13 protein-coding genes are annotated in these 18,703 nt (G+C 53.8%); 7 read left to right on the top strand and 6 right to left on the bottom strand.

Going from position 1 to position 18,703, the window contains the following annotated elements; all coding sequences use genetic code 11:
• Positions 1-7: 7 nt before the first annotated feature.
• From ACYVGU_RS18755 to ACYVGU_RS18735, 5 genes are all read right to left on the bottom strand, one after another.
• Positions 8-751, bottom strand: a complete 744-nt coding sequence (locus tag ACYVGU_RS18755; protein ID WP_460623300.1) for a c-type cytochrome — start codon at positions 749-751, stop codon at positions 8-10.
• The gene (locus ACYVGU_RS18750; protein ID WP_460614175.1) at positions 751-1,275 is read right to left on the bottom strand and encodes a DUF3341 domain-containing protein; all 525 of its coding nucleotides are present in this window, start codon (positions 1,273-1,275) and stop codon (positions 751-753) included. The genes ACYVGU_RS18755 and ACYVGU_RS18750 overlap by 1 nt, the downstream gene beginning before the upstream one ends.
• On the bottom strand, positions 1,268-2,722 hold the full coding sequence (nrfD, locus tag ACYVGU_RS18745; RefSeq protein ID WP_460614174.1) for an NrfD/PsrC family molybdoenzyme membrane anchor subunit: 1,455 nt from the start codon (positions 2,720-2,722) through the stop codon (positions 1,268-1,270). Before nrfD ends, ACYVGU_RS18750 begins: the two co-directional genes overlap by 8 nt.
• 79 nt (positions 2,723-2,801) lie before the next feature.
• A complete protein-coding gene (locus ACYVGU_RS18740; RefSeq protein WP_460623299.1) occupies positions 2,802-5,843 on the bottom strand; it encodes a Fe-S-cluster-containing hydrogenase in 3,042 nt (1,013 codons plus the stop codon).
• 155 nt (positions 5,844-5,998) lie between these two features.
• Entirely contained in the window at positions 5,999-7,348 is a 1,350-nt protein-coding gene (locus ACYVGU_RS18735; RefSeq protein WP_460614172.1) for a cytochrome c3 family protein, read from the bottom strand.
• 380 nt (positions 7,349-7,728) lie between these two features.
• Between ACYVGU_RS18735 and rpsF the strand changes: the two genes are divergently transcribed.
• The 6 genes from rpsF (at position 7,729) to priA (ending at position 16,233) form a co-directional block, all read left to right on the top strand.
• On the top strand, positions 7,729-8,103 hold the full coding sequence (rpsF, locus tag ACYVGU_RS18730; protein WP_460614171.1) for a 30S ribosomal protein S6: 375 nt from the start codon (positions 7,729-7,731) through the stop codon (positions 8,101-8,103).
• An 8-nt stretch (positions 8,104-8,111) separates the two neighbouring features.
• Positions 8,112-8,363 (top strand): 30S ribosomal protein S18, encoded by a 252-nt coding sequence (gene rpsR, locus ACYVGU_RS18725; protein ID WP_044002832.1) that lies wholly within the window; start codon positions 8,112-8,114, stop codon positions 8,361-8,363.
• Between the two features lie 107 nt (positions 8,364-8,470).
• The gene (gene rplI, locus ACYVGU_RS18720) at positions 8,471-8,914 is read left to right on the top strand and encodes a bL9 family ribosomal protein (RefSeq protein WP_460614169.1); all 444 of its coding nucleotides are present in this window, start codon (positions 8,471-8,473) and stop codon (positions 8,912-8,914) included.
• A 252-nt stretch (positions 8,915-9,166) separates the two neighbouring features.
• Positions 9,167-11,491, top strand: coding sequence for a GSCFA domain-containing protein (locus tag ACYVGU_RS18715; protein ID WP_460623298.1), 2,325 nt, complete (start codon positions 9,167-9,169; stop codon positions 11,489-11,491).
• 116 nt (positions 11,492-11,607) lie between these two features.
• A complete protein-coding gene (locus ACYVGU_RS18710; RefSeq protein ID WP_460623297.1) occupies positions 11,608-13,629 on the top strand; it encodes a thioredoxin domain-containing protein in 2,022 nt (673 codons plus the stop codon).
• Positions 13,630-13,686: 57 nt separating this feature from the next.
• Positions 13,687-16,233, top strand: a complete 2,547-nt coding sequence (gene priA / locus ACYVGU_RS18705; protein ID WP_460623296.1) for a primosomal protein N' — start codon at positions 13,687-13,689, stop codon at positions 16,231-16,233.
• An 851-nt stretch (positions 16,234-17,084) separates the two neighbouring features.
• On the opposite strand, the gene ACYVGU_RS18700 is transcribed toward priA, so the two are convergent.
• Complete coding sequence (locus ACYVGU_RS18700) at positions 17,085-17,684, bottom strand: hypothetical protein (protein ID WP_460623295.1); 600 nt, start codon at positions 17,682-17,684, stop codon at positions 17,085-17,087.
• Between the two features lie 227 nt (positions 17,685-17,911).
• Between ACYVGU_RS18700 and ACYVGU_RS18695 the strand changes: the two genes are divergently transcribed.
• A complete protein-coding gene (locus ACYVGU_RS18695; protein WP_460623294.1) occupies positions 17,912-18,685 on the top strand; it encodes a class I SAM-dependent methyltransferase in 774 nt (257 codons plus the stop codon).
• Positions 18,686-18,703: the final 18 nt, after the last annotated feature.

The following is an 18,703-nucleotide window of genomic DNA, read 5'->3' as shown; positions in this document are numbered from 1 at the left end:
GAGCAGATTAAATTGCCGTGCCGTTACGAGCCTTGTCACCTTGACCAGGAGTTTCAGATGCTTTGTCAGCTTGCGCCTCGCGTACTGGTTTCTGGTTCTGGGTGTCTGTAGTCTGAGATGAGTCTGCAACTACGGCATTTGATGCGCCGCTAGCCTTCAGAAAATCAGTCATTCCATCAGGGCCCTTACCTTGCTGAAGCATGCGCACATACATAGCAATCTTCCACCGCTCTTCGGGATTAACCTGCGAACCATGTGGCATCATACGGCCTTTGCCCCATTGAATCACATGGTATATGTGGCCATCGTTCATGGTTTTATATGCCCCAACTGAATAATTAGGAACACCTTTGAACTTAGCAGCTACAGGACCATCACCGGCACCAGCTTCACCGTGGCAATGCTGGCAGTTACGTGCATAAAGCGTTTTTCCTTCTTCAAGGGTTGCTTTAGTGTACGTGTAAGGATTACGCAGACTGGTTTCAGCTGTGGCAATATCATCCTTACCAATGTGCGTAAAGTAGTTAACCTTACCTCTAGGTACGGTTCCAATGGCAGGAACACGCATGTTCAACCCCATTGGGTTCACCTTATTAGAGCTTTCCTGCTTTAGCGGCTCATATGGGATGGAGTGGTACATCTCAGGAGCATACTCCAAACCAGGGTCATCGGCTCGGTTGCAGGCGGTGGTGAACACCGATGCCAGCAGAACCGCCGACGCTTGCAGAGTTATTTTCAGCGAATGCGTCATTAGAACTTAGACATTTCTTTTTGGTTCACCTCCGAAGCGCCATTGTTACGCAGCAACTGAGTAAGCTTGGTCATGTCGGTGCTTTCGTTTACCTCAATGGCCATCACGAACTTGTCGTCTGTGGAGCGTACATCAAGAACTGGTGTTTTCCAGCGCGGATAGAGCTTACTGATGGTATAGAACGTGATGACCATACCATGGCAGCAGAAGAGCACTGTTAGCTCGAACGCAACCGGGATAAATGCAGGCAAAGCAATGTGTGGCTTACCACCAATAATCATCGGCCAGTCAAAACCCAGCATGTAGATCTGCATCCAGAGCGCGAAGCTTAGGCCAGTAAGGCCAAAGAAAAACGCTGCAATCGGGAGGCGCGACCGTTCGATACCTAGAGCATCGTCGATACCGTGGATTGGGAACGGCGTGAATACTTCGTAGATCTTAACGCCCGCTTCGCGGACGTTTTCAACGGCGTGCAGCAGCACGTCTTCGTCGTCGAAGATGCCGAGGGCGAAGCGCTTAGTCATGCTTATCGTAGTTTACAGAGGCCGAGGCTGGAACTCCGTGGGTGGTAGCAGGCTGAGGAGCGTGGTGAGGATCATGGCCGGTATAAGTAGGGCCATTATCTACCGTGTATTTCAGTACTGACTTCACTTCTGCCATGTTGATCACTGGGAAGAACTTAGCGAACAACAGGAATAGAGTGAAGAACAGACCAATGGTACCTACATAAATACCGATATCGATAATGGTAGGCGAAAACATTACCCAGCTAGAAGGCAGGTAGTCGCGGTGCAATGAGGTTACGATAATTACGAAACGCTCAAACCACATACCGATGTTTACAATAATAGAGAGGATGAACGTAAGCGGAATGCTGTAACGCACCCGACGAATCCATACCAGCTGCGGCGTGATTACGTTGCAGGTCATCATCGACCAGTATGCCCACCAGTAAGGACCAGTAGCACGGTTGATGAAAGCGTACTGCTCGAACTCAACCTGAGAGTACCATGCAATAAAGAACTCTGTGATATAAGCAACACCTACGATAGAGCCGGTAACCATCATGATTTTGTTCATGAGGGCAATGTGCTCAATGGTGATGTAGTCTTCCAACTTGAATACCACCCGTGTGATAAGCATCAGGGTAAGTACCATTGCGAAGCCGGAGAAGATTGCACCAGCAACGAAATAAGGAGGGAAGATGGTAGTGTGCCAACCTGGAACCACCGAAGTAGCAAAGTCCATCGATACAATGGTATGTACCGAAAGTACTAGGGGCGTAGATACACCAGCCAGAATCAGAGAAACCGTCTCATAGCGCGACCAATGCTTGGCCGAACCTTTCCATCCGAAGCTAAGTAGCGAGTAAGCCACTTTAGCAATTGGACCTTTGGCGCGGTCACGGATGGTAGCAAAATCAGGAACAAGACCAGTATACCAGAATACCAGCGACACCGAGAAGTAAGTCGAGATGGCAAACACGTCCCACAACAGAGGAGAGTTGAAGTTTACCCATAGAGAACCAAAGGTGTTCTGTAGAGGGAATACCCAATATGCCAGCCATGGACGACCCATGTGCAACACCGGGAACATAGCGGCGCAGATTACAGCAAAGATGGTCATTGCCTCTGCAGCGCGGTTGATAGAGGTCCGCCACTTCTGACGAAACAGTAGAAGCACTGCTGAAATAAGAGTACCAGCGTGACCGATACCTACCCACCATACGAAGTTGGTAATGTCCCAGGCCCAGCCCACTGTTTTATTCAGACCCCACTCCCCAATACCATACCATAAGGTACGGTATACTGAGTAAAAGAAAACGCCGAGGAGAACAAGGGCGACGCTCAGGGCGGCCATCCACCGAATGTTCGGCGCGGCTTCTACCTGGCGACACACGTCCTGGGTGACGTCGTGGTACGTTTTCCCCCCGGTAACGAGCGGCTCCCGTACAGGCGATACGTGCTGCATAGTTTATGAACTTAAAGGAGTGAATCGGGGAAGGGCAATAATGCGGTGGGCACTCCTGCCCTTCCCCTTAGCTCTGTTGCTAGGCGTTGAACTCCGACGCTTCCGAGTTGCGGATTTTCGTCAGATAAGTAATGTTCGGCTGTACGTTGATCGAATCTAGCACGTGGAAGGCACGCTCTCCGTCCTCGCGACGCAGGATCTGCGAAATGCGAGAGCTAGGGTCACGCATGTCGCCAAACACGATGGCTTGGGTTGGACAGGACTGGGCGCAGGCTGAAACAACTTCGCCATCTTTCGGACGACGCTTCTGCTTTTTAGCTTCCAGCTTACCAAGCTGAATACGCTGCACACAGAGTGAGCACTTCTCCATCACACCGCGGGCCCGTACAGTAACGTCAGGGTTAAGCACCATGCGGCCGAGGTCCGTGAACATGTGACCGTTTACATTCTCAAATTTCTCATTAGAGTAGTAAGAGAACCAGTTGAAGCGGCGCACTTTGTATGGGCAGTTGTTTGCGCAATAGCGAGTACCAACGCAACGGTTATAGGTCATTTGGTTGAGACCTTCCGAGCTGTGGGTAGTAGCCAGTACGGGGCATACCGTTTCGCAAGGAGCGTGATTGCAGTGCTGGCACATCATTGGCTGGAAGATCACCTGCGGGTTCTCCGAAGGGTCTTCCATAGCTGCGTAGGTGCTAAGCTTACCAGCTTCTTCGAACTCGTCTTTGTGGTGATCTGAACCATAGTACCGGTCGATACGCATCCAGTGCATCTCCCGACGGTTTAGTACCTCCTGCTTCCCTACTACTGCAATATTGTTTTCTACCTGACACCCAATCACGCATGAGCCGCAGCCGATGCACGAGTTGAGGTCAATGGCCATACCCCAATGGTGGTTTTTGTACTCGTAATCCTGCCACAGAGAAACCTTGTTGGGCTTCTCCAATCCTTCCGGGGTAGAAATCTTCTCGTATTCCGTTACCTCCTTCGGATTCTTGATATACTGGGCCAGCGTAGACTCCTGCACCACCGACTTACGGTCCATGATGGTGTGGTGCGTCTGGGTCTGAGCAATTGGAGACTTAGCGTCAGTGCTCGTGATCTGTACTGCGTTGCTAAACACCAGCGCGTCGTTACGCATTTGAGCTAGTGGCAACACATTGGCACCTACTTCGTTTCCAACACGGCCAGCCTTGGTACGACCATAGCCAAGAGCGATAGCAACCGTACCAGCAGCCTGACCTGGCTGAATCAGGACTGGAAGCTCAACGGATTTACCGTTAGCAGTTACCTTAACAACATCTCCCTGCTCCCATTTTTGCTCTACTGCCATGCTGCGTGGCACGGCTACGTAGTTACCCCAAGTTGCTTTAGACACTGGGTCTGGCAGTTCGTGTAGCCAAGGGTTGTTAGCGAAAATGTTGGCTCCATTGCCGATACCTACTTTTTCGTAGATGACCAACTCTACGCCTGATGGCTTTGGGGCTGACTTAATGGCCGCAATGGCACCGTTAACGTCAAGCGCAGCACCTGTCTGAGCCACCGTAGCCGGCGAAGCAGTACCCGCAGCAACACCATCGTGTACTGCCTTGTCCCAAGCTTTGGTAAAATCACCACCTAGTACTGCTTTCCACTGCGTGCGCAGATAGTTGTAATAAGTGGTAGGGTTTCCAGCCCAAGCCAGCAGAGAATCCTGAGCCTGACGAGTGGCGAACAATGGAGTGATTACAGGTTGAGCAAGGCTCAGGAAGCCGCGCTTAGGCTCATAATCATTCCAAGACTCAAGGAAGTTATGGTCAGGAACGGCGTAAGTACACAATTCGCCGGTCTCGTCGAGACGATCATTCAGCGAAATAGTGGTCTTCACCTTGCCGCCTTTCAAGGCTGCAGCTAGCTCAGCACCTTTAGGATGATCAAAAATAGGGTTAGCATGGTAGAATATTACAGCACCTACCTGACCACTGATAATGTCATTCACCAAGCGGTTCATGCGAGCATCATCGCCTTGCCGCACCAAAGATGGATTGACAACATCAACTGCTGTAGAACCTAACCGTTGGTTGATAGCAGCTACCAATGCCTGAACAGCCGGATCATTTGAACCGGAAACTACCAAGCCAGCAGCTCCTGCGCTTTTCAAATCAGCGGCTGCCTTAGACAAGCGAGCATTCTTGTAGCTTGACGCGCTACCACCACCAACTACTTCATTATACAGGGCCAGAACTGCCTCTCCCATTTCGGAGGGCTTTAATGGCACCCGAATGTCAGCGTTAGCACCAGTCAGTGAGAAGTTAGACTCAAACTGATAGTGACGCGACATAGCGCGCTTTTCGCTCGAAACCTTGCGGTTGGCTACGTACTGAGCAGCATGCTCTACCGGTGAAATCCACGTACCGAGGAAGTCAGCGGCAAAGCTCACGATAATGTTCGCTTTGCTGAAGTCGTAAGAAGGTAGAACGCCACCGTTTGCACGGAGCAAGCCAGATACTGAGTTCACATCATACATTACGTGTTCAGTACCAGCAAAGCGCCCAGCAAACTCAGCAATTACCTTCTTAGTAGAAGGGCTGATGATCGTAGGTGATACGATGGCAATACGACCAGCACCAGCAAGGGCATTGCGAACCTCCTGGTCCAGCTGATCCTTATCAATCTTAGCGCCCTTCTTAGCAAAGTGCTGCAGACGGCCGCCATCGTAGAGGCTCAACACCGAAGCTTGCGCCCGGGCCGACAAACCACCACGTGTAACGGGCGACTCAGGGTTACCCTCCAGCTTAATTGGACGACCCTCGCGAGTCTTTACCAGGATACTATTGTAGTCCTGGCCATTGAAAAAGCTAGAAGCGTAAAAATTGGCAATACCCGGATCAACCTCTTCAGGCTTATTGAGGTAGGGAATTGCTTTTCTAATAGGGGTTTCGCAGCTGGCGAGGGTTGCAGCAGCAAGGCCGAAGCCCATTAGCTTGAGGAAGTCGCGACGCGGCGCAACCGTGCTATCGGAACTGCCATGCGAGTCCTTCACTGGCATGAAGTCTGCAAACTCAGTGAGTGCATTCTTCACAAACTCCGGTGAGTTCTCTAATTCCTCAATTCCCTTCCAGTACTTAGGCGACTCTTGCATCGTGTTTTTGGGACTTAGGGTCTTGTTGGCTTAGGGACTTGGGGGTATATGTCCTTAAAGTCTCCAAGTAGGCTGTTTTAAAGGTTGATCTGAACCTAGAGACCTCAGGCCGTGACAAGATGACCACGGCCTGAGATTTCTGAGCGTCTATCAGTTTAGTAGTGGCACTTCGAGCACTCCGTACCACCATTCGACGACACCGTGAATGGTGCAGCGTTATTGTCTTTGTCGTGGAGCTTCACCAGGTTGTCGTAGTACGCGTTACCCTTCGTATTGAGAGGAGTTTCGCGGTGACAGTTGATGCACCAGCCCATAGTGAGCGGCGAGTACTGATATACTACCTCCATATTCTGGATCGGGCCGTGGCACGTCTGGCACTCGAGGCCACCTACTTGGGTGTGCTGCGAGTGGTTGAAGTACGACAAGTCAGGCAGATTGTGGATACGCACCCACTGAATTGGCTGCTTGCGCTCGATAGCACGATAGATTTTCTTGATTTCAGGGGACTCCGTTTTGATCTGCGAGTGGCAGTTCATACAGATGTTAGCCGAGGGGATGTTAGCCGACTTGCTCTTGTACACCGAGGTATGGCAGTAGGCGCAGTTGATCTGATGCTCGCCAGCGTGCAGCTTGTGTGAGAAAGCGATGGGCTGGGTAGGCTGATACCCTTGGGTCAGACCAACACCCATTGCACCTTGGATTGTCTCATACAATACAGCTAGCACAAATACTACCCCCACGATTGCGCGAACAGCCGTTGACTTGTAGATTTTAGAGAAATCGAAGCGCTGCTCTAATACTTCCCGGTCGCGACCATCAAGGTCTTTGCGGCCGCGAAGGACATCCTTCATGATGTTGGCAATGATAACCAGCGTCACTACTAGCACAATCAGTACTACTACCAGCACGATAAGCAGCACGTTCATGTACTTACCATCGCCAGCTTCAGCACCAGCAACGCCAGGTGTTTCGCTGCCATCGGCTGGCTTAATGCCAGTTCCGGCCGCATTGCCGTTAGCTGGGCTAGCATTACCTTCTTGCGAAGTTACCCATGCTACAATAGATGTGATTTCCTGATCAGACAGCTGGAAGCTTGGCATCTGCTGTTTCTGATACTGATTGTAGATCTTCACAGCATACTCGTCGCCAGCGGCAACCATTTTGCTGGAATTCTTGATCCATGGAATAATCCAGGACATGGGGCGGCGCTTGGTGATACCAGCCAAAGCCGGACCTACTATCACATCGTTGACAGCATGGCACTGAGCGCAATTGCCTTTAAACAGGGCATCGCCGGCGGCAATAGCCGCTGCATCGCCGCCACCAGCCGCCGGAGCGGTTGCCGTAGCAGGAGTTGCGCCATCAGTAGCGCCGGGAGCCACGCCTTCTTTGCTCACAGCTGGAGCTGAACCAACTGCTTGCCCAAGGGTATCACCCAGGGAAGCAACGGTCAGAAACAGAGCGAGAAAGAGACGGGAAAGGGGACGAAGTCGGATGCTATTCATAGCACAGTTTGACTGGAAAAAAGAAACTCGGGGGTGCTTCAAGGCCACAAATGTAGGTCGGGAAACCCAGAGAACAAACCAGCCTTGGCTAATTTTCGCCCTTGCTAGCTAGCTTAGAATCATTCTAAGAACCACAACTCAACTACACTTATTCCTGCTAATGCACTTGCCAGTGCTTTAGCGTGCTGAGTGCAATGCTCACCGTCTTATCCCCCTTAGTTTGCTAACTCCTATTAGTAGAGAAGGTTTGGGAATTGACACTCAAATTATTAGCCTGCCACTTTATACTAATTAAAGTACATACAAGGGGTAGCTCTTGCCATAAATACTGCTATCTTTGCCCCTCATTTAGTTTTTCACACATCATTCACCCCGTCGTAATGGCAGTAAGAAATTACGAGACGGTCTTCATTCTGACCCCCGTTCTAAACGAGGGCCAAGTGCAAGAGACGGTCGAGAAGTTCTCTCAGGTGCTTAAGGAAAATAGCGCCGACATCATCAACACTGAATCCTGGGGCCTCAAGAAATTGGCGTATCCGATTCAGAAAAAAAACACCGGGTATTACTTCCTCGTGGAGTTCACCGGCGAAGGTAACGTCGTAGACACGCTGGAACTTGCGTTCCGTCGTGACGAGCGGGTTATCCGTTTCCTCACCACTGTATTGGACAAGCATGCTGTAGCTTATGGCACGCGTCGTCGTAAAGGCGAAATGAACCAGCAGAAAGTTAAACAATCGGAAGCTGTAGCCCAGTAGTCAAGAAGATGAGCCTCGCCAACGAAAAAATCCACAAGCAGGATACGCGCAAGAAATACTGCCGCTTCCAGAAGAACGGCATTAAGTACGTAGACTACAAAGACCCGAACTTCCTGTTGAAGTTTGTGAACGAGCAGGGCCGCATCCTGCCCCGTCGCATCACCGGTACTAGCCTGAAGTTTCAGCGCAAAGTAGCCCAGGCCGTTGCGAAAGCACGTCACTTGGCTCTGATGCCCTACGTAACTGACTCTTTGAAATAGAAAATTAGTATTGAATAGTTGGTATTGAGTAGTGAGACAGCTGTGAATTCATTTCACTCGGTTCTTACTCAATACTTACTACTCACTACTCAATACTAAAGAAAGACATGGAATTAATTCTGAAAGACGACGTTAAAGGCCTTGGCTACAAGAACGACATCGTCGTGGTAAAGCCAGGCTACGGCCGTAACTACCTGCTCCCGCAGGGTCTGGCAGTATTGGCCGACAAAAGCAACAAGAAGATCGTAACCGAAAACATCCGTCAGGCTGCTCATAAAGCCGAGAAGGTGAAAGCTGATGCCCAGAGCATCGCTGACAAAATCGGGAACGTAGTACTTGACATTGCTGCTAAAGTGGGTGAAAGCGGCCGCATTTTCGGTCGTGTAACCACGCTGCAATTGGCTGACGCGCTGAAAGCGAAAGGTGTTGACGTAGACCGCAAGCGTCTGTCGTTTGATACTGATCCGAGCGCAGTTGGTGAGTACACCGCTACGGTTGATCTGCACCGCGAGGTGAAGCACAAAGTACGCTTCAACGTAGTGGCTGAATAAGCTACTGGTTGGGCTGCATGCCTAGTATAGAGCGCCCGGTTGCCCATGCAACCGGGCGCTTTTTTACTTCTTACTACCTGCTAGCGGGCTTTTACGGGCGCCCGAAGTCCCTCAGTTTCCGTTAGTACTACCCTTTCTGCGCTGGCTCTCCCTCGCCTTGCTTAGGCAGCGCCTAGGTCAGGATTTTGGCCGAACGAGGGATGTTGAGTAGGTTGCCTATCCGTTGGCCCCAAAAAGGCCGTATTATAAGAAATGTTTCGAACCGAACTCCCGCTCACGCCCCATCCGCAACAGCTGCCGCTTTCGGCGCGGGTGCTGACGATAGGCTCCTGCTTTTCGGACTCTATCGGCTCTCGTCTCGCTGACTTTAAAGTCGCGACGATGGCTAATCCGTTTGGCACCGTATTTAACCCTATCTCAGCCTGCAAGCTGCTTCGTGCCGCGGCGGGTGAAGACATGGACTGGCAACAGCACCTAGTAGAGGCCCGGGGCCGCTGGCAAAGCTATGACTTGCATGCCCAGGTGGGCGCTAGCTCGCCGGTAGAATTGCTCCAGCATATTCAGGCCCTAACGCGCGAAACCGGCGTGTTTCTGGCTACTGCTGACCTAGTAGTTCTGACGCTGGGCACGGCCTACGCGTACCGACTGCGAGAAACCGACGAAATCGTTAATAACTGCCACAAAGTACCTGCTGAGAAGTTTGAGAAGGAACTGCTCACGGCTGACGAGATTATTGCGGCTGTAGCAGAAACACACGCGTATCTGCGCCGCATCAATCCGCGCTTACGCTTTGTTCTGACGGTTAGCCCTGTGCGCCATGTAAAGGAAACGCTGGTGCTGAACTCGGCCAGCAAAGCAATGCTGCGGGTTGCTTGTCATTACCTGAGCGAATTACTGCCTGATGTGTCGTATTTCCCAGCCTACGAACTGCTGGTAGATGATCTGCGCGACTACCGGTTCTATGCTTCGGATATGCTGCATCCGTCGGAAGTGGCAGAAAACTATATTTGGGAGCGGTTTACTCGCACTTTCTTCGATACCGCTTTTGGGCGTTTTAAGAAAGAATGGGAAGGCATCCGGCAGGCGCTGGGGCATCGGCCGCTCTACGCGGCATCTCCTGAGCACCGGCAATTCCTGGAAAGCACGCTGGAGCGGTTGCATAAAGTTAGCGGCCTAGCAGATGTTAGGATGGAAACACTGCATCTGGAGCGCGAATTAGCCGGCTTGCCCCTACCTCCTGCTCCGATGGTGCCGGAAGAGGAAGAGTATGACGATGACGAGGAGCGTATTGATGTGGGGGTATCCAGCGCGGTAGAAGTAAGCGTAAGCAGCCGGCAGGAAGCCTCTCTGGATGGCGCCGGCGCCGGTATACTGCTGGAAACGGATAATGAGGATGAGGACGAAGATGCAATTGAAGTTTCATCGGAAGTAGCGTACGAGCACGCCTACACAGCTGCTTCAGCCGACGAAGAGGAAGTAGAAACAGACGCAGCGACTGACTTTGATGAAGTTTCTGTTGAAGGAGAAGAACCTGTTCGGAAGAAAAAGCGCCGTTCCCGCGGTGGAGCTAAGCGTACCAAGCGCAAGCATGCTCGTTTGGCGGCTGAACTAGGTGCCGAAGCTGCGCAAAACCAGCCCGTTACGGCTAGCATGCCAGCCGCTGTTTCTGATTCAGGTACTCAGCCGGACCAAATCCAGGATGAGGTTGAAGAAACTACTCCGGCTGACGAGGTCATCTACATCACGGAAGATGAGTTGCGGCGCGGTCGACGAGCTCCTGCTGAGGTTGCACCTTCTATCCAGCCAACTACTGACGAGCAAGAGCCTGCAGCGGAGGAAGAGGCGCCTGCCCCCGAAATGCCTGCTAATAACCAGCCGCGGCGGGAGCGGAATAACCGGCGGGCTCCACGCCCTGCCCGTTCTGGCGGGCGTACCGAACGACCTGCCTTGTATGCCTCTGCTCCTACCGAGGACCAAGCAGTTGAGCTACCTCTTGCTCCTGCTGCCAGCGTAACTCCGGACGTGGTCGAGGCATCTACTCCTTTCGAGGCAGAAGCCCCGGTACTGGAAACAGCACCGGTTGCCGCTGCTCCGGAGCCTATTAGCCCTAGTACACGCAGCCGAAAGCGTCCGCCAGCAAAGCCACGGGCGCCGCGTGCTACTCCAGTTGAAGCACCAGATGCAATAACGCCGCCTGAAGCTGTATCTGTGACAACGCCCTCACCCGCGGCCCCCGTACTCGCTACTCCCGAAGCTGTAACTGCTACCCCCGAAGCAGCACCAAAACCGGCAAAAGCACCGGCTCGCAGCCGCAAGCGCCCGGCCGCCAAGCCACCGGTTACGCCTGAAGCAGCACCCTCACCAGCCGCTGAAGCACCTCCGGTTGCGGCTAAACCAGCTCGCAAACGGCCACCACGCCGCCCGAAAGCGGCCACTGAAGCTTTGGCACCCGCTCCGGCTATAACGGAAGCCCCTGTGCCAGCAGAAGCCGCCCCAACAGGTGCAGCGCCCAAGCGCAAGCCCCGCCCGCCACGGCGTAAACCAGGGGCTGACACACCCGCCCCGGAAACAACGTAATTAAGAAAACCCGGCTCTTCGGCCGGGTTTTCTGTTCTACAGTGGCCTAGCCTTGCCTCTGCCCTGTACTCTGAACCTCAGAATTTACCTGATCTGCTATCCGAAATCTATCTGCCATGCCTACGCATACCAACCGTTTAGCACAGGAGTCAAGTCCGTATCTGCTTCAGCACGCCCACAACCCCGTGGAGTGGTACCCATGGGGCGAGGAGGCACTGCTACGGGCACGCGACGAGCAAAAGCCTATTCTGGTGAGTATTGGCTATGCAGCGTGCCATTGGTGCCATGTAATGGAGCGCGAATCGTTCGAGAATCCGCAGGTAGCTGCCGTCATGAACCAGCACTTTATCTGCATCAAGGTAGACCGAGAGGAGCGGCCCGATGTGGACCAGGTGTACATGGAGGCGTTGCATGCCATGGGGTTGCAGGGTGGCTGGCCCCTGAATGTGTTTCTCACTTCGGAGGCCAAGCCGTTCTATGGCGGCACGTATTTCCCACCGCGCAACTGGCTGCAGCTGCTGACCAGCATTGGGCAAGGATATGCGGGTGAGCACCGGGCGGAGCTGGATGCCTCTGCGGAGCAGTTTAGGCAGGTGTTGCAGGCTAGTGAACTGGAAAGGTACCGCCCATCGAGCACTGCCGAGACCCTCTCCGATCAGCAGTTCAAGCTGCTCGTGTATAACCTGGCCGCGAAGTTTGACCGGCAGCAGGGCGGCCTGGGTACGGCTCCCAAGTTTCCGATGCCTAGTGTCTGGCGGTTTTTGCTGCACACGCACGCCCTTACAGGCAGCCCCAACATGCTGGAGCAACTACACCTGACCCTGCGCGAAATGGCCTGGGGCGGCCTCTATGATCAGATAGGGGGCGGCTTTGCTAGGTACTCCGTGGACGAAAACTGGTTGGTACCGCACTTCGAGAAAATGCTGTATGATAATGGCCAGCTCCTGAGCCTCTACGCCGAAGCCTACCAGGTAACGGGGGTGGAGCTGTATCGGCAGGTAGTATACGACACCGTTGGGTTTCTACAGCGCGAGCTGCTGAGTCCGGAAGGCGGCTTCTATTCGTCGTTGGACGCCGATAGCGAGGGCGTGGAGGGCAAGTTCTACGTCTGGACGATGGCGGAGCTACGCCAGGTCTTGGGGCAGGAGGAAGCCCTAGCGTCGGCGTACTACAACTGCACAGCAATTGGCAACTGGGAGCACGGCGTGAATATCTTGCACCGCCGGATGTTTGATGAGGAGTTTGCGCAGGAACACAACCTAGCGCCGGCTTTGGTAGAGGAACTGGTGGGCAACTGGCAACAGCAACTCTTGGCGGCCCGCGAAGCCCGCCCTCACCCTGGTCTCGACGATAAGATCCTGACCGGTTGGAATGGCTTAACCTTACAAGGGCTTCTCGATGCGTACCGTGCCTTCGTCGAACCCGAATTCCTGGCGCTGGCGCTACAGAACGCCCATTTTCTGCGCGATAAGCTAACTTCTGCGGAAGGACTATGTCGCAACTACAAAAACGGTCGGGCTACCATTGCCGGCTTTCTCGAAGATTATGCCCTAGTGATTCAGGCATACATCAGCCTCTATGAGGCCACCTTCGCCGAAGAGTGGCTACAAGAAGCCGACCGGCTGACGGCGTATGCGGTTGGGCACTTCTTCGACCCTAGTGAGCAGCTGTTTTTCTTCACTGATAAACAAAGCGCGCCACTTATAGCCCGCAAGAAGGAGCTGTTCGACAACGTTATTCCCGCCTCCAACTCCGTGATGGCGCACAACCTGCACCGCCTAGGCCTGCACCTCGGAAACCAGCAGTACACGGACCTAGCCGCCGCTATGCTTCAGCAAGTTCAGGACCTAGTGGCAAACGAGCCGCAAAGCCTCAGCAACTGGGCTCGGCTGTACGCCACTCAGTTGCGGCCCACCGCTGAAATTGCCATTGTGGGTCCGGAAGCCGAAGAATTTCGCAAACAGCTGAGCCGCCACTACTTGCCTAGTGTTGTGCTAGCCGGAACTACGGAAACCAGCACATTACCATTACTGCAAGGCCGCGAAGCCCGGAACAAACAGACTACCCTCTATGTCTGCTTTAACCGTGCCTGCCAGCAGCCGGTACACTCCGTGGCCGAGGCGTTGCGCCAGTTATAGTGCGGGTTCCGGGCGCCGCGGTGCTATCTTTACTGTCCGCTTCCAGTCTGATTTCCTTTGAGCCTCACGTTTGATTTTGTTCAGCCCCAGCCAGAACCCGCTGCCGACCGCGTTACGCTGTTTGCCGATGTGATTCTGCCGCTTCCGCTGCCTAAGCTATACACCTACCGCGTTCCGTTCGAGCTGAACGACCAGGTGGTGGTAGGCGGCCGCGTGATTGTGCAGTTCGGGGCCAAGAAAACGCTGAGCTGCATTGTGGCGGCCGTGCACGAAACGCCCCCGGCGCTGTATCAGGCCAAATACATCCTCGAGTTTATCGACGACGCCCCCGTCGTGACGCAGCCCCAGCTGAAGCTGTTTCGCTGGATGGCCGATTACTACCTCTGCACCCTAGGCGAAGTTATCAATGCGGCCCTACCCTCAGCGCTCAAACTTAGCTCCGAAAGCCGCGTACAGCTCCACCCCGCCTTCGAGCCTGAAACCAATCCCTACCCCCTATCTGAGCAGGAACAGAAGGTAGTAGATGCCCTGAGCACTGGCGAGGAAGGAAAGTCCATGACCTTTACGGAGGTAGGCGAACTGCTTGGCATTGCGTCGTTCCATAAGTACATCAAGTCTTTGATGCAGAAAGACGTAGTGTTCCTTTTCGAGCACCTGCAGGATAAGTACTCGCCCAAAGTGGTGAAGAAGGTGCGCCTAGCCCATCATTACGTAGCCGAAGCGGCGCTGGAGCAGCTGTTTGCGCAACTGGCTTCGCGCTCGAAGCAGCTGGATGTGCTTATGCGCTACCTGCAGCGGGTGCCGGTGTACCAGAGTGAGCATGCCAACCACAAGGGCCTGGAGAAAGCCGCCCTTACCAGCGCACCGCACCTTTCCCCTTCCGCCGTGAACACGCTCATCAAAAACGGCGTGCTCGAGCAGTTCGATACCATTGTGTCGCGCTTTCCGCTGGATGAAGACGACGCCGAGGCCAAGATGCACTTCACCCTGAGTGAAGCCCAGCAGGAAGCCCGCGACGACATCATGCGGCAGTTTCAGGAGAAAGACATTGTGCTGCTGCACGGCGTGACGGGCGCTGGCAAAACCGAAATCTATATTGAGCTGATCAAGCAGGCCCTGGACGGTGGCGGACAGGTGTTGTACCTGCTACCCGAAATTGCCCTGACGGCCCAAATTGTAACGCGCCTGATGCGGGTATTCGGCTCGCGCCTGGGCGTGTACCATTCCAAGTTTTCCGATAACGAGCGGGTAGAAGTCTGGAACGGCGTGCTCTCGGGTCGTTTTCAGGTAGTGATTGGCGTGCGCTCGTCCATCTTCCTGCCCTTCGACAACCTAGCCCTCACGATCGTCGACGAAGAGCACGAGTCGAGCTACAAGCAGTACGACCCGGCTCCGCGCTACAATGCCCGTGAGGTTGCCCTAATGATGGCCAACTTCCAGGGCTCTAAAACGCTGCTGGGCTCGGCTACGCCTGCCGTTGAGACATATTACCAGGCCCGCGCCGGCCGTTATGGCTTAGTATCTCTGACCAAGCGCTTTGGCGAAGCTGGCCTGCCGGAAATTGTGCTGGTGGATACCCGCAAAAGCCGGGAGCAGAAAACCATGCACAACCATTTCACGCCGGAGTTGATGACGGAAATGGAGACGAAGCTGGCCATGAAGGAGCAGGTTATTCTGTTTCAGAATCGTCGTGGCTACGCTCCGTTCATTAATTGCCTCGACTGCGGCTGGATACCGAAGTGCAAGAGTTGCGCCGTGAGCCTAAGCTACCACAAGCACGCCCACGAGCTGCGCTGCCACTACTGCGGCTACCACGAGCGGATGCCTGTGCAGTGCCCCGCCTGCGGCTCGCGCAACGTTAAGACGGTGGGCTTCGGCACCGAAAAGCTGGAAGACGACCTCAAGGTGATGCTGCCCCAGGCCAATGTGCAGCGCATGGACCTCGACACAACCCGGGCCAAAAACTCGTATCAGCAGATCATTTCCGACTTTGAGAAGCAGACGACTAACGTGTTGGTAGGTACCCAAATGGTAACCAAGGGCCTCGACTTTGCCAATGTGAGCCTGGTAGGCATCATCAACGCCGACAGTATTATTCATTACCCCGATTTCCGGGCGCACGAGCGGGCGTTCCAGATGTTTGTGCAGGTGAGCGGGCGCGCGGGCCGGAAAGGCAAAAAAGGCCGCGTTATCATCCAGACCGGCGACCCGGAACAGGTTATCTTCGATAAGGTAATCCGCAACGACTACCTGGAGTTTTATGAATACGAGATTTTGCAACGGCGCGAGCATGGCTACCCGCCCTTTATGCGTATTATCCGGCTCACGGTAAAGCACATGGATGTTACAGCCGGTGAGCGGGCTGCCATTTTGCTCACACAGGAGCTGGTTGACCGCCTAGGGCGCGAGGCAGTACTAGGCCCCGAGGCGCCGTATATCTTCCGTATCCGGAATTTCTATCTGCAGGAAATCACCATCAAGCTCAGCCGCGAACACACTGTGCTGCGCGCTGCCAAAGCCGATATTCAAGCTGCCATCGACATCGTTCGGGACCAGAAGGAGTTCAAGCAGGTGCGCATTGCCGCCGATGTAGACCCGATGTAAGGAGTTTGAAGTTACTTTCCGCAGCAGGCACAGTAAAACTCGATGTCTGCTTGAAAGTTACTAGGCTCTCAGGTTGCCTCAAGCCGGCCCAGTAGTCGTGAATACCCTACGATTACGTTCGTTTTCGCGCCTCACGTAAGCGCCGCCACCGCCCATTCTTGCCCTGAAAGAACAGTAGGGCTATCCCGACAATACTCAATATAATACCAAGCCAAACACCTCCCAACAGCGTAAGTCCACCCCATCCGGTTGCGGTCATAGAAGCATTCGTAATAATCGCTCCTAGCCCGAGAGCCGTGATGACCGCTCCAAATAGGTTTACAATAGTCGTATTTCGGTCGGGCTTCGGGCTTATCTCCTGCACTGTCTGCGGCAATGTTGGGGGCATTTTGAGGGTATCAGGCACGGCTGACACGTGCGGTGACGCACTCCCTCCGGGCGCCTTTAGCTCATCCGATGACCTAGGGTGCCATTTTGCCACGTCAATCACTTGCGGCTCTCCACTCCGAAGTATTCTATCGGGGCTAGTCGAAGCCAGGTCCGGAAGATTTGCTGCCACCAGCGTAGCAAGTGGTGGAGCTTGAGTTGCCTCAAAACTGGAGGTGGAAGTGCGGCTTACAACCTCGTTATATTCCCGCACTGCGGGTAAAGTAGCAGATACACGGGTGGTTTGGCACCCCGCTAGCCCTAGTACTATCCCAATCCACAATTGTAATCCTGACTTGAACATTATGGGTAACCTGTAAACTTGATTAGATATAACGGACGCTAAGCACAGCAATATTTGCCGAACAAAAAACCCCGACTACCAGAGTAGCCGGGGCTTTTTACAAACTGAGTTTATGGGTGGCTTACGCCATGTCCAGCAGGGCCAGAATGATGAACACGATACCGATGATGGCCACGATGCTACCGAGGAGGTCAAAAATGCCGCCGGGCAGAATCGTAATCAGGGCGCCGATAAGCACCAGAATAATACCAAGCTTCAGGTTGCTGCTGATGGCGTTGGCCGAAGCCGTGTCCTTTTTGGTCAGCTTGGCGGCAATCTTGTCGGCTTTCTTATCAATTTTGGCAAGCGCAGCTTTCTGCACTGCGTTCAGCTTCACGCCACTAAATGCTTTCTTAGCCTCGGGGCGCACTGCTTCTGCTGGAGCGGCCACTTTGGGCGCGGCTGCCGGAGCTGAGGCTACTACAGGATTCTCAGCGGCAACTGGTGCAGTTGGCGTAGCCACAACGGGCGCTTCAACCTCTGCAACGGCAGGAGCTGCTACCTTGGGAGTAACGACAGCCGTAGCTGGCGCTGGCTTCACAATAACACCCCGCTGGGTACCATGGTAGGCCGATGAAGTTTTGGGCAACATAGCATACTCGGCGCGGTTGCAGCTGGTCAGGGCTACGGCTACAGCGGCTACGGCCGTCAGCTTGTTCAAGAGTCCGGATAGGTGCTTCATGAGCGAAAGGAATTAGGGTGAATAGTTTAAAATCGGGTTTATACGGGCCAAATTATAAAACAGAAATAGAAAACATAATTTATTCTATTTTCCTTAGGTTAAATCAAGCACGTAGCGCGCTGACTTTCATGACTATGGCGGCGGCAATTTTAAAGCCCCAATAGTTCAGCTGAACGGTTAAGCCACTATGTATGTTAGTGGTTCGCTGTTTATTTGTACCTGTGCACATGTCCCTTCTCCCAAAATACTTGCGGCGGCTTAGTGCGGCCGGTTTCCTGCTCTGGCCTTTGGCCTGCACGCAGCCTCTCACCGAAAGCACCACCGTTCAGCTGGCCGAAACCCGCCGCTCCGCGCAGCCCGATACCAGCGGCTATGAGAAGCGGGCGCCGCAGGACCCAAATGGCATCAGCAAGTACTACCTGGGCCGCCAGATTGCGCACGTGATGGGGCATGAGGGCTCAAGCTGGCTGGAGCGCTCTGACCGGCAGCAGGAAGAAGGCACCGACATTTTGCTGCGCGAACTGAAGCTGAAACCAACGGATGTAGTGGCCGATATTGGTGCGGGCACGGGGTTCTTCACATTCCGCATCAGCCCCTTGGTGCCGCAGGGCCGGGTACTAGCCGTTGATATTCAGCCTGAAATGCTTACGGCCCTCCGCGAAACCAAGGAGAAGCTGAAGGCCAATAATGTGGTGCCCGTGCGTGGTACCACCCAAAGCCCCAACCTGCCAGCCAATGGTGTTGACCTGGTGCTGCTGGTAGATGCGTACCATGAGTTTGACCACCCACGGGAAATGATGCGGGAAATTCGCAACTCACTTACCCCTACGGGCCGGGTTGCCCTAGTAGAATATCGCGCTGAAGATCCCAAGGTGCCCATCAAACGCATTCATAAGATGAGCATTGCGCAAGCCCGCCGCGAAATGGCCGCCATAGGGTTGCGCCTCACCGACTCAGTGGAGACGCTGCCACAGCAGCATTTGCTGTTTTTTCAGCGCTAATAGCTGCCGCATTTTAGT

Source organism: Hymenobacter tenuis, assembly GCF_054780495.1.
This window is presented reverse-complemented; position numbering and strand designations above follow the sequence as displayed.

Bases quoted from the DNA above. Each gene is read 5' to 3' on its own strand.
- ACYVGU_RS18755 (WP_460623300.1), bottom strand. From the start codon at position 751: ATGACGCATTCGCTGAAAATAACTCTGCAAGCGTCGGCGGTTCTGCTG.
- ACYVGU_RS18750 (WP_460614175.1), bottom strand. From the start codon at position 1,275: ATGACTAAGCGCTTCGCCCTCGGCATCTTCGACGACGAAGACGTGCTG.
- nrfD (WP_460614174.1), bottom strand. From the start codon at position 2,722: ATGCAGCACGTATCGCCTGTACGGGAGCCGCTCGTTACCGGGGGGAAA.
- ACYVGU_RS18740 (WP_460623299.1), bottom strand. From the start codon at position 5,843: ATGCAAGAGTCGCCTAAGTACTGGAAGGGAATTGAGGAATTAGAGAAC.
- ACYVGU_RS18735 (WP_460614172.1), bottom strand. From the start codon at position 7,348: ATGAATAGCATCCGACTTCGTCCCCTTTCCCGTCTCTTTCTCGCTCTG.
- rpsF (WP_460614171.1), top strand. From the start codon at position 7,729: ATGGCAGTAAGAAATTACGAGACGGTCTTCATTCTGACCCCCGTTCTA.
- rpsR (WP_044002832.1), top strand. From the start codon at position 8,112: ATGAGCCTCGCCAACGAAAAAATCCACAAGCAGGATACGCGCAAGAAA.
- rplI (WP_460614169.1), top strand. From the start codon at position 8,471: ATGGAATTAATTCTGAAAGACGACGTTAAAGGCCTTGGCTACAAGAAC.
- ACYVGU_RS18715 (WP_460623298.1), top strand. From the start codon at position 9,167: ATGTTTCGAACCGAACTCCCGCTCACGCCCCATCCGCAACAGCTGCCG.
- ACYVGU_RS18710 (WP_460623297.1), top strand. From the start codon at position 11,608: ATGCCTACGCATACCAACCGTTTAGCACAGGAGTCAAGTCCGTATCTG.
- ACYVGU_RS18700 (WP_460623295.1), bottom strand. From the start codon at position 17,684: ATGAAGCACCTATCCGGACTCTTGAACAAGCTGACGGCCGTAGCCGCT.
- ACYVGU_RS18695 (WP_460623294.1), top strand. From the start codon at position 17,912: ATGTCCCTTCTCCCAAAATACTTGCGGCGGCTTAGTGCGGCCGGTTTC.